We start from the raw sequence: 9131 nt of genomic DNA, 5'->3' as shown, positions 1-9131 counted from the left end.
CCCGAAGGAGACCACGATGGCCACCGCCCCCAACCGCTTCCCTGCCGACTCCTACACCGTCGTCCCGATCGCCGAACTCACCCGCGTCACCTCGCTCGCCGACCAGCTCGGCCGCGCCGCCCAGCAGCTCGCCTCCTCACTCACCGCCCCCGCCCCCACCCGCGACCAGACCGCTCTCCCCGTGCCCGTCGCCGCCGTCGAGCCCGCGCCCGTCAAGAGCCGAGCCACCCAGGCCGAAGCCGTCGCCTACCGCGAACACCTCTACCAGCAGATCCACGCCACCGGCCCACACGGCGCCTCCACCGCCGACCTCGCCACCAGCGCGGGGCAGAACCAAGGCCGCGTCCACTCAGCCATCCGCACCCTCGAACAGCACGGCCGCGTCTTCCGCACCGGCCACGGCGTCGTCCGCTGGTACGCCACCGAACACCGCAAGACGGTCATCAACGCCATGCGCAGCCGCATCCCCAACCACGACCTCACCGTCCAAGAGGCCGCCGACGCCCTCGGCCTGGCCCCCTCCCGCATCCGCGAACTGGTCGACGCCAAGGAACTCGACGGCCGCCGCGTCGGCAACGCCATCATGATCCACCGCAAGGGCGCCCTTGCCTACATCGACACCATCGGCACCACCAAGCCCACCCAGCCAGCCGCATAACCCACCCCGACCGCCCACCCCCCGACAACCCCCACGAGAGGAGGAACACCACCATGGGACGCCCCACCAAACTCACCCCCGAACTAGCCGAACTCCTATGCGAAGCACGAGCCAACGGGCACGGAACCCGAGGAGCCGCGGCAGCCTGCGGCATCAGCCGATCGACCCTCCAGCTCTGGCTCTCCAAAGGGGAAGAGGGGGAAGACCCAGACCCGATCTACTCGGACTTCTCGGCCCGGTTTACGCGCGCGGGCGCGAAAGCGATTGGCCGGCTGGTGAACGCGGTGTTTGAGGATGCGGTGGGCGGGGTGGAGATCAAGCGGACGGTCCGGCCGGACGGGTCGGAGGAGGTGCAGGTGACGCCGCCGAATGGGGTGGTGGCGTTGAAGGCTCTGGCGCAGCTTGATCCAGACGATTGGCAGCCTCGGAAGGCGTTGGAGGTGTCTGGCCCGAACGCGGGCCCGGTGGAGGTGGCGCAGTCGGAGGTGATCGAGGGCATCCGGGAGCGGGTGCGGAAGGCGAAGGAGCGTCGGGCGGCCGAGGCTGCCCGCGCTGAGCAGGCCAAGCAGCAAGATTCGGGGGAGGAACACGGTGGGTAGTCATGGGCCGGGGGATTCCGGAGACTTTGGCACGGAGCGTTACGCCCTTCACGCTGACGAGGCTGCTCGTGAGGCGTCGATGCGGCGGCACCCCGTCGGGCGGGCGTTGACGGGCGTCTTCTTCCAGTCGCACCCATGGCTCGCTCCGCCGGAGCCCGCCATGCCGATCGAGCGACCGGCCGAGGTGCCAGCGGCCGGGCGGGTTGAGGCGTTGGAGGTGCGCGTGGCCGAGCTGTGAGCGTCGTCCTCGGGGGGTTGCCGCCGGCCTGCCGCGCTGGCAGGCTCACGGCCATGATCAGACACGGGAGTGACACAGGCGGTTGGACGGCGAGCGTGGGCGGTGGCGTCCGCCGTACCACGGGCGGTATGCGGCACATGGGCGGCATGCGGGCCCACATGGGCGGCTGGTAAGCCGGGTAGACAGAGAAGGGCCCGAACCCCGGCAGAGGGGGGTTTGGGCCCTTCGTCGTCTATGGATGGCTGAACCAGGCCAGCAGGCCCCACAGGGTGGCCCCGCCGGCGGCGAGCCCGGCAAGGATGGCGGCGGGCCACGTCTTGCCGTCCGCGAGCATGAGGGCGGTCGCGATACTGACAGCGGCCACGACAGCGAGCGCGACCATGAGAACCCGTTCTTCAGACATTTCAACTCTCACCAAAGCGCAACGAACAACAGGGGAAGACGCGCCCGGACCCCCTCCGAGCCTCAGACCTCCTCTTCCTTGTCGGCTGGCTTGCGGTGGGTTGCCGTTGCTTGGTGGAATGCGGCCATCGTAGATCGACCGGTGGCGGATACGCCTGGAAACGCGGAAAGACCCGGACCTCCTCTGGTTCGGGCCTTTCCGCGTGCTGGGTCTACGCCGTGGCGGTCGCGCGGCCGCGGCGGGCGAGCATGCGGGCCTTACGCAGCGCGTCCCCCGGGTCCACCCAGTAGTGCCAGCCGGTCCCCGTCTTGTACCGGCTGCAGTGGTCGCGCTGCTCGATCCCGCACATGCGGCAGCCGTTCGGCGGGTTCCCGTCGTCCTCGACGGCCGGGGCGGCGAGCCGCAGGTAGCTGAGTGTCCTGGTCACAGGGTCGCCCAGAGCGGCGACCACCTCAACGCGCCAGTCTCGGGGCATCTGCTCGGCGAGCACGTCGAACCAGGCGCGGCCCACCCCGCTCGACTCGGGCCGGGGCTGTAGGCACACCTTGACCGACCGCTGGTAGGCGCTGAAGTACACGTGGTACTTGAGGGTGTCGTCGGCGGGAGCGGTGGCGCGGAGGATGCGGGACACCTGGAGGAGCTGCATCAGGGGCTTCCTTTCCTGGAGCTTTGAGGGAAGGGGCGCGGGCCCGTACCGCACGGGCCCGCACGATGTCGGGTCAGTGGGTCAAGGTCGAACGGCGCTGACGGCCGTGGCTGGCCAGGTCGAGCCGCCGGGCAACCGGGGCCGACGCCGGGCGCGGCCAGGACGGGCGACGCCGTGCGGGCCCGCGCTGCATGGCCAGTCGGCGAACCGGGTGGCGCGGCGCGGCGGGCGTGACGGCCTGGCGCTCGACAGCCGGGGCCACCTCGACAGCCGGGGCCACCTCGGCGGGCGCGGCCACCTCGGCGGCGTCGTCGTACCGGGTGACGTCCACGTCGTTCAGCGTCACCGTGCCGTCCGCCTCGTACGTGTAGTCCGGGCGGGGCCCGTTGATCGCGTCCCACGCGCTCCTGAGCGGGCGGTTGGCCCGCTCACGCTGGCGCTGCCGCTCCTCCTCCTCGGCCGCCTCCAGCCGCGCCTGTGCGACCTTCCAGAAGGCGTTCGACTCGGCCCGGCTCCGCTCCATGCGGGCCTCCCACGCGCGGTGGCGGCGCGTCGCCTCCTCCCCCTGGTACAGGGGGCGCAGCGGCTCCTTCGGGTCCTCGGCCGCCGGGACCGGCCGGACCGTCTCCCACGCGGCCAGGGCCTCACGCCCGTCCGCCGTGGCGACGACGGCCGCGCCGTCCAGCTCCAGGAAGCCCGCCGAGATGAGCGCCCGCACGCGGTCACGGGACACCGCGCGCCCGCGCCCGCCCTTCCGGCCGGTGCGGTAGAAGCCCTTCGCGTCGGCGTGCAAGTCGCCGGCGACTGCCCACGCCACGGCGTCGGCGTGCGCGACTGTCCAGCCGAGCCGGGCGGCCTGGTCCTCGCGCCGGAACTGGGCGCGGATCTCCTCCAGGGTGGGGACCTGAGCGTTCATGATGCTGTTCTCCAAGGGTGTCGAGGGGCGGGCCCGTGCGGGCCCGCCGGAGGGGGTCAGGCTTCGCTGGGGTGCGAGATGGTGATGACCTGCTGGCCGTTCTCGGTGGACACGGCGGCGTGCAGCGTGGCCGGGTGCGCCTTGCGGATGCGGCGATCCCGGGGCGTCCGCCGCAGGAAGACGGGCGTGCGGCGGTGCCCGCGCGGCATCCCTCCGAGGGCGCTGCGGGTCATCCAGAGCACGTCCCACAGGCGGCCGGTCTCGTCCTGCACGGTGCCTTTGCGCCGGTTGTCGGCGTCCGTCCAGGCCACGCAGTCCTCCCACGCGGCCCGGGTGAGCGCGACCGGGAACCGCAGGCTCGCCTCCCGGGACAGGTCGGCGGGCACTTCGACCAGGTCACCGGAGGCGATGCGGTCGGCGCGGGTCGGGGCGTCCACGGGCAGCTCCTCGGCGAGCGCGAGCACGATCCGGCTGCGCGGGTCGTCGGCGTCGTTGAGCTGGATCGTCAGGCCGGTCTCGAACCGTTCGCCGTCGTTGCGGTGGCGGGCCACGCTCACCGGAATGCGCTTGGCGTCGTCGCCCGTTAGGTTGGCGACCTCGTACGCGTCCCGCAGGAGCAGGTCGAGCCGGTCGTCGAAGTCGCCGCCCTCACGGATGTCGCGGTTCTCGACCAGGCCGGACCACACGGCGTGCGTGATCTCGATGGTGCGGTCGAACGTGCCCGCGTAGTGCGCGACGTAGGCGGGGACGACCCAGACGGCACCGAGGTCGGTCATGGCGGTGGAGATCACGGAATTGCCTCCAGAGGCGAGAGGGTGAAGTCAGGGGAGGGGAGGGGGCGGCGCGGTGCGCGCCGCCCCCGGACTGGGGCTCAGACGCAGCCGGGGCAGTGGGGGCACTGCTCGGGCTCGTCGCCGCCGGGGGAGAGGTAGACGTTCGCGTACGCGACCGGGCACATCCAGGCGACGGGGTTGCCGGGGCAGCAGTCGGTGTAGGCGTTGCCGTTCAGGTCTTCCAGGAGGTTCACGTCCGTGTTGCCGCACGTGGTGCACGCGGGATCAAGGAACGGCCGGAAACCAGGCGTAGAGGGTGCGAGGGCGGCGGGCAGGGTGATCGACACGGGGATGGTCCTTCCGGGGCTTCCTGGGGCGTTTGAGGGCTTTCGCGGGTGTTCCGGGGCGGGATGACCGCTCATCCCGCCCGGAACCGGGGGCGGCTACCGGTCGCCGCAGTGCTCGCAGACGGCCACGGTCTCCTCGCTGTAGCTGTCGGTGTGGGCGTTGTCGGTGACCCGGGCGTGGCAGACGTCGCACAGGAACACGTCGCGCATGCCGAGCGCGTCGTCGATCACGTCGAGCAGTTCCGCGCCGGTCGCGTCGCCGTCGATCGCGAACCAGCCCCGGTCGTCCAGCAGTTCCTTCGCGTCGGCGACGGCCTCGGGGGAGAGGGTGGCCGCGATGATGGCGGGGCGGGTGGCGACGATGGTCATGCTTACCTCCTGGGGCTTTGTCGGCGACCGCTCACCGACTCATAAGGAAAAGAATAAGGGTTATTTATGATCCTGTCTACTCGGCTGATCATGTTGACGAAAATATAAACGACCCATATGCTTTTATATGTCAGCCGGTGAGCGGTCACCGGCGGCGCCCCAGGAAAGGACCTCAATGGTCAAGCTCAGGGCCTACGCCCTCGCAGGCATCGCCGCCCTCGCGGCAGTGCTCGCTCCCGCCACCGCCGCCCACGCGGGCGACGCTGGCAGCATCACCAGCCCGGCCAACGGCAACACCGTCAAGGCCGGAACCCACTTCACAGTGGACGCGAACGTCACCAACGTGTGCGACGCCAAGATCACCGTCACCACCCCGGACGGCGACACCCAGCCCATCGCCTCAGCCCCGCGCGACCCCCTGTGCGCGGCCACCACCTTCAGCGGCAAGTACCTCCCGGCCACCGCCGGGGACTACACGCTGACACTCGCGGCAGGCAAGGGCGCGGTGATCGACACCATCACCGTCACCGTCACCGCCACCACCCCGCCCCCCACGCCGACCCCCACGCCCACCGAGACGGGCACGGAAACCCCGGCGGCCACGCCCCAGCCCACCGCCACGATCACGGTCACCCCGACCCCCACCCCCACGGTCACCGTGACGGCCACCCCCAAGGCCACCAAGAAGGCCACCGCCACCCCCACGGCCAAGGCGACAGCCAAGCCCAAGACGGCCACCACCCCGGTCACCCCGGCAACCGTCTACATCGACCGGCCCGCCGCCGCCCCGCAGGCACAGGCACCCGCCCCGCAGATCGAGGCACCGGCCACCCAGCCGACCATGCAGGAGATCCCCCCGCAGGTCGCCGCCCCCGCCCCCGCCCCGGCAGACAACGCGGTCGGCATGAAGACCGTGGGCGACACCTCCGTGATCTCCACCATGTTCGACCTCATCGACGGCCTACTGCCCATCGCGGGCACGGCAGCCCTGGTCTGGGCCCTGATGGTCATCCGCCAGCGCAAGACCGCCCCCGCCGCCACCCCGGCACCGGCACCGGAGCGTGACGGCATCCCCGCCGACGCGGACGCCCCCACCGCCATGCACGCCCCCTACAAGGGCTGACCGCCCCGCCCCCCGGCCACAAGCCGGGGGGCACCCCTCCCACAGCCACAGCCCAGAAAGGGGCACCCATGATCTCCTCCGTTTACGTCCGCTCCACGCTCCAGGCCCACCCCGTCGAACCCGAGTCCGGGTTCACCGCACTGTGGGGCGTCCACGTCCCTGAAGACGAAACCGCGTGGCGTCCGGGCACCAACCAGCGCGGGGAGCCGCTGCCCGCATTCGCCGGCCCCCGGTACGTCATCTACGCCCAGCACCGGAACGGCGTCATCACGGCCCGCGCCCTGACACCCGGCGACTTCCGCCACCAGGGCGACGCCCACATGATCGCCGCCCGCCTGCGGGACGCGGGCCTGAACGCCCGCGTCAAGAAGCGGCGTGACACCGTGCTGCGCGACCAGCACGGATTCTTCCTCCCGTTCCGCGTGTCGGTGGCGGCCGATCACGCCCTGCTCGACGTGCTCGACGCGGCCGAGGACGCCGCCGAGGCGGCGCGCGAGCCGGGCACCGGCTACCTGGACGCCTGCCCGGCCTGCGGCAGGACCGACCCGCCTGTGACCACGCCCGGGAAGACGGGAGCGATCGTCACGGACTGCTGCGAGAAGGACGTGGCGGCGCTCATCTGAGCAGGCAAGCGGGCGGGCGGATGGCGGCATGTCCCGAGAATCGCCCCGGCCAATCCAGGCCCACGGGGGCGCGGTGAGCGCCCATCTTCGCACGCCCAACCCCTTGCCAAGAGTATAAACGACCCATATGCTTTTACTTGTGAGCGGGAGAGTAGCTCTCGCAAGCCCCCTCCGGCCTCATCAACCGGAGGGGCTAACCAGGAAGGGGTTCACATGGCAGCCACGGACAGTGAGTGCCGCTGGTGCGGCACGTACTTCCCGGACACGCCGCCCGGCAAGCCCGCCCCCGAGCACGACCGTCCGAACGGGACGCCGTGCCCGGCCAAGGGCCAGAAGACCGGAGCGGCTGGCTGATGTGAGAAGCGAGCGCCCCGCCCTCCAGGTGGGGCGCTCGCCCCCTTCCCGGCGTGAGCCCCATCCCTCTCCGCTTGTCTATGACAACTAGACAGTTTCCAGAAATGCTTACTAGACAGGAGTGGGCGAAAGCCCTAAATTACTGGTCATGAGAAACCACCTTGAAGCGATCTTCGACGAGCCGGACCTCCTGCAGGACGCCGACGAAAGCCTGCCCAAAGCCACCACCTACTTCGCCACCGTCACCCGCACCGGCAAGCAGTGGACCGCCACCGTCACCGACCTGCCCGGCGGCGGCGCCGTTCAGGCGCAGGGCGCTTACTGGACCGACGTCAGGCGAAACCTCGGCTCCCTCCTGTTGGACGCCCTCAAGGCCGAACCCGGCACCGTCGCCCTTCACCTTGCCCCCGCCGACCCTGAAGCCGCGGACGTCCTAACGGCCGTCACCGAAGCCCGCATCGCCCGCGCCCAGGCCGAGCAGGCCGAACGGGACGCCGTCCGCCACGCGGCCCGAACGCTGATCGGCAAGAGCTGGAACACCCGGGACGCGGGCACGGTGCTGGGCTTGTCGCACCAGCGGATTTCGCAGATCGCCCCCCGCGCCACCGCCTAAGCTGCAGGTGTGCCTGATCGCTTCCTGGTTAGGACATGCCGCCGCCCCTCGGGCTGATTACCCGAACGAGCGGGGCGGCGCCGCCCCCGTTGGCCTTGCGCCGGCGGGGGCGGTTTTGTGCCCGCCGGCGATTGCCCTGCCCCTGTGAGCGGGGCGTAGACCTGCGGATTCTCTCGCTCGTCCCACTTGCCAAGGATGTAAATAACCCTTACGATTTTACATGTGAGTCGGTGAGCGGTCACCGACCCCAAGCCCCAGGAGAACCACATGCTCACACCCGACCTGCTTCGCCTGCTCGCCGAAGACCTCCGCGTCGCCATCGCCACCGGCGAATTCGACGAGAGCGCCGCGATCCCCGCGCTCCAGTCGATCGGCGGCGTTGACCGCAAGACCGCCGTCCGCATCTGGCGCGACGCCGACCCGATGGGCCAGGGCAACATCTGGGACATCCTCGGAGACGGCCGCTACCGCGCCCGCTACGGGCTCGCCCGCCGCGTCTGGGACCACACCGACGGCCCCCTGAAGGGCAAGCCCGTCATGCCTGCACTGCTCCTCCAGTGGGGCAACGGCATCACCCGCTTCGCCGCCGTCGCCACCAAGTAGCCCACCCCGGCCCACCCCGGCCCACCCCCGCCCGGGGCGGGCCCCGCGCCCTCCGCACCCGCGCCACACCCATCAGGGAGAACCTGTGAGCTACGTCCTCGCCGCCCTCTGCCCCGGCTGCCGCGTCGCCGTCGAGCCCGACCGCGTCAAGAACAACCGCCGCTACTTCACCCACGACTGCGAGACCACGCCCGCGTGGGAGCTGCCCTACGCCCCGCCCGCGCCACGCATGAACGTGTCGGGCCGCCTGGCCGCCCTCAAGACCATCGACGACGGCCCGATCAAAGACAAGGACTGGGAAGTCGCATGGGCGCAGCTTTGCGCGCTGGGGACCGCAGGCCGCTCCGAACGCTGGCTTGACGCGATCGACTGGCTCAGCCGGGCATGGTCGGACCCCGCGAACGACCGCCAATGGGTCGTCCTGCAGGGCCGCGTCTTCCTCGGCATCGCCAACGCCCCCAAGCGCCGCTAACCGCCTCTGGCCCGCCCGCACCGGGCGGGCCGCCCTCCCCGAGAAAAGGACCCTGGATGCACGTCACCGAGCGCGCCCGCTACACCGTCGAGATCGCCCTCGACTCCGCCACCACACCCAACCTCGCCGACCGCGCAGGCAATGAGTTCACCCCCACCATCGCCGAAATCAAGTGGGAATGGACGCCCTCCGAGGGCTGGCAGCGATGGATCACCGTCGTCGGCTACCGCCTCCGCAAGAACGGCAGCATCGGCCGCCGCACCTCCTTCCACTGCGAGACCCCCCACAGCCCGGACGCCTGGCTGCTGCCCGCCAAGTACCAGGCGCTCGCCGACGCCACCAGCCCCGCCAGCTTCCCCCTGCCCGCCTGACCACCCCGCCCCGGCGCGGGCCC

16 protein-coding genes are annotated in these 9131 nt (G+C 71.1%); 10 read left to right on the top strand and 6 right to left on the bottom strand.

Annotation, left to right across the window (positions count from 1 at the left end):
* The first annotated feature begins 16 nt into the window (after positions 1 to 16).
* From ACFOY2_RS46205 to ACFOY2_RS46195, 3 genes are all read left to right on the top strand, one after another.
* Positions 17 to 658, top strand: a complete 642-nt coding sequence (locus ACFOY2_RS46205) for a helix-turn-helix domain-containing protein (RefSeq protein WP_379534520.1) — start codon at positions 17 to 19, stop codon at positions 656 to 658.
* Positions 659 to 711: 53 nt separating this feature from the next.
* Complete coding sequence (locus ACFOY2_RS46200; protein ID WP_379534519.1) at positions 712 to 1257, top strand: hypothetical protein; 546 nt, start codon at positions 712 to 714, stop codon at positions 1255 to 1257.
* 79 nt (positions 1258 to 1336) lie between these two features.
* Positions 1337 to 1495, top strand: coding sequence for a hypothetical protein (locus ACFOY2_RS46195; RefSeq protein WP_379534518.1), 159 nt, complete (start codon positions 1337 to 1339; stop codon positions 1493 to 1495).
* A 232-nt stretch (positions 1496 to 1727) separates the two neighbouring features.
* On the opposite strand, the gene ACFOY2_RS46190 is transcribed toward ACFOY2_RS46195, so the two are convergent.
* The 6 genes from ACFOY2_RS46190 to ACFOY2_RS46165 all read right to left on the bottom strand — a co-directional run bounded on the left by ACFOY2_RS46190 (position 1728) and on the right by ACFOY2_RS46165 (position 4949).
* Positions 1728 to 1898: a hypothetical protein gene (locus ACFOY2_RS46190; protein WP_379534517.1), complete on the bottom strand. Its 171-nt coding sequence runs from the start codon at positions 1896 to 1898 to the stop codon at positions 1728 to 1730.
* Between the two features lie 211 nt (positions 1899 to 2109).
* Complete coding sequence (locus ACFOY2_RS46185; RefSeq protein WP_379534516.1) at positions 2110 to 2544, bottom strand: hypothetical protein; 435 nt, start codon at positions 2542 to 2544, stop codon at positions 2110 to 2112.
* A gap of 73 nt (positions 2545 to 2617) precedes the next feature.
* Positions 2618 to 3460, bottom strand: a complete 843-nt coding sequence (locus ACFOY2_RS46180) for a hypothetical protein (RefSeq protein ID WP_379534515.1) — start codon at positions 3458 to 3460, stop codon at positions 2618 to 2620.
* 56 nt (positions 3461 to 3516) lie between these two features.
* The gene (locus ACFOY2_RS46175) at positions 3517 to 4251 is read right to left on the bottom strand and encodes a DUF6573 family protein (protein WP_379534514.1); all 735 of its coding nucleotides are present in this window, start codon (positions 4249 to 4251) and stop codon (positions 3517 to 3519) included.
* Between the two features lie 80 nt (positions 4252 to 4331).
* Positions 4332 to 4580 (bottom strand): hypothetical protein, encoded by a 249-nt coding sequence (locus tag ACFOY2_RS46170; protein ID WP_379534513.1) that lies wholly within the window; start codon positions 4578 to 4580, stop codon positions 4332 to 4334.
* A 96-nt stretch (positions 4581 to 4676) separates the two neighbouring features.
* The gene (locus ACFOY2_RS46165) at positions 4677 to 4949 is read right to left on the bottom strand and encodes a hypothetical protein (RefSeq protein ID WP_379534512.1); all 273 of its coding nucleotides are present in this window, start codon (positions 4947 to 4949) and stop codon (positions 4677 to 4679) included.
* A 175-nt stretch (positions 4950 to 5124) separates the two neighbouring features.
* Between ACFOY2_RS46165 and ACFOY2_RS46160 the strand changes: the two genes are divergently transcribed.
* The 7 genes from ACFOY2_RS46160 (at position 5125) to ACFOY2_RS46130 (ending at position 9108) form a co-directional block, all read left to right on the top strand.
* Positions 5125 to 6072 (top strand): hypothetical protein, encoded by a 948-nt coding sequence (locus ACFOY2_RS46160; RefSeq protein WP_379534511.1) that lies wholly within the window; start codon positions 5125 to 5127, stop codon positions 6070 to 6072.
* 68 nt (positions 6073 to 6140) lie between these two features.
* A complete protein-coding gene (locus ACFOY2_RS46155; RefSeq protein WP_379534510.1) occupies positions 6141 to 6695 on the top strand; it encodes a hypothetical protein in 555 nt (184 codons plus the stop codon).
* A gap of 213 nt (positions 6696 to 6908) precedes the next feature.
* Positions 6909 to 7049, top strand: a complete 141-nt coding sequence (locus tag ACFOY2_RS46150) for a hypothetical protein (protein ID WP_379534509.1) — start codon at positions 6909 to 6911, stop codon at positions 7047 to 7049.
* 148 nt (positions 7050 to 7197) lie between these two features.
* Positions 7198 to 7662 (top strand): hypothetical protein, encoded by a 465-nt coding sequence (locus ACFOY2_RS46145; protein WP_379534508.1) that lies wholly within the window; start codon positions 7198 to 7200, stop codon positions 7660 to 7662.
* A 267-nt stretch (positions 7663 to 7929) separates the two neighbouring features.
* Positions 7930 to 8265 carry a hypothetical protein gene (locus ACFOY2_RS46140; RefSeq protein ID WP_379534507.1) on the top strand — a complete coding sequence of 112 codons (336 nt, stop codon included), beginning with the start codon at positions 7930 to 7932 and terminating at the stop codon, positions 8263 to 8265.
* Positions 8266 to 8350: 85 nt separating this feature from the next.
* Positions 8351 to 8737: a hypothetical protein gene (locus tag ACFOY2_RS46135; protein WP_379534506.1), complete on the top strand. Its 387-nt coding sequence runs from the start codon at positions 8351 to 8353 to the stop codon at positions 8735 to 8737.
* 56 nt (positions 8738 to 8793) lie between these two features.
* On the top strand, positions 8794 to 9108 hold the full coding sequence (locus tag ACFOY2_RS46130) for a hypothetical protein (protein WP_379534505.1): 315 nt from the start codon (positions 8794 to 8796) through the stop codon (positions 9106 to 9108).
* The last annotated feature ends 23 nt before the right edge of the window (positions 9109 to 9131 follow it).

Source organism: Nonomuraea purpurea (genome assembly GCF_042650645.1).
In the GTDB taxonomy this organism is placed as follows: Bacteria; Actinomycetota; Actinomycetes; order Streptosporangiales; family Streptosporangiaceae; genus Nonomuraea; species Nonomuraea purpurea.
The sequence above is the reverse complement of the archived record's forward strand: the minus strand, read 5'-3'. Positions and strand labels throughout refer to the sequence as shown.

Bases quoted from the DNA above. Each gene is read 5' to 3' on its own strand.
- ACFOY2_RS46200 (WP_379534519.1), top strand. From the start codon at position 712: ATGGGACGCCCCACCAAACTCACCCCCGAACTAGCCGAACTCCTATGC.
- ACFOY2_RS46185 (WP_379534516.1), bottom strand. From the start codon at position 2,544: ATGCAGCTCCTCCAGGTGTCCCGCATCCTCCGCGCCACCGCTCCCGCC.
- ACFOY2_RS46205 (WP_379534520.1), top strand. From the start codon at position 17: ATGGCCACCGCCCCCAACCGCTTCCCTGCCGACTCCTACACCGTCGTC.
- ACFOY2_RS46190 (WP_379534517.1), bottom strand. From the start codon at position 1,898: ATGTCTGAAGAACGGGTTCTCATGGTCGCGCTCGCTGTCGTGGCCGCT.
- ACFOY2_RS46155 (WP_379534510.1), top strand. From the start codon at position 6,141: ATGATCTCCTCCGTTTACGTCCGCTCCACGCTCCAGGCCCACCCCGTC.
- ACFOY2_RS46165 (WP_379534512.1), bottom strand. From the start codon at position 4,949: ATGACCATCGTCGCCACCCGCCCCGCCATCATCGCGGCCACCCTCTCC.
- ACFOY2_RS46195 (WP_379534518.1), top strand. From the start codon at position 1,337: ATGCGGCGGCACCCCGTCGGGCGGGCGTTGACGGGCGTCTTCTTCCAG.
- ACFOY2_RS46160 (WP_379534511.1), top strand. From the start codon at position 5,125: ATGGTCAAGCTCAGGGCCTACGCCCTCGCAGGCATCGCCGCCCTCGCG.
- ACFOY2_RS46180 (WP_379534515.1), bottom strand. From the start codon at position 3,460: ATGAACGCTCAGGTCCCCACCCTGGAGGAGATCCGCGCCCAGTTCCGG.
- ACFOY2_RS46140 (WP_379534507.1), top strand. From the start codon at position 7,930: ATGCTCACACCCGACCTGCTTCGCCTGCTCGCCGAAGACCTCCGCGTC.
- ACFOY2_RS46130 (WP_379534505.1), top strand. From the start codon at position 8,794: ATGCACGTCACCGAGCGCGCCCGCTACACCGTCGAGATCGCCCTCGAC.
- ACFOY2_RS46150 (WP_379534509.1), top strand. From the start codon at position 6,909: ATGGCAGCCACGGACAGTGAGTGCCGCTGGTGCGGCACGTACTTCCCG.
- ACFOY2_RS46145 (WP_379534508.1), top strand. From the start codon at position 7,198: ATGAGAAACCACCTTGAAGCGATCTTCGACGAGCCGGACCTCCTGCAG.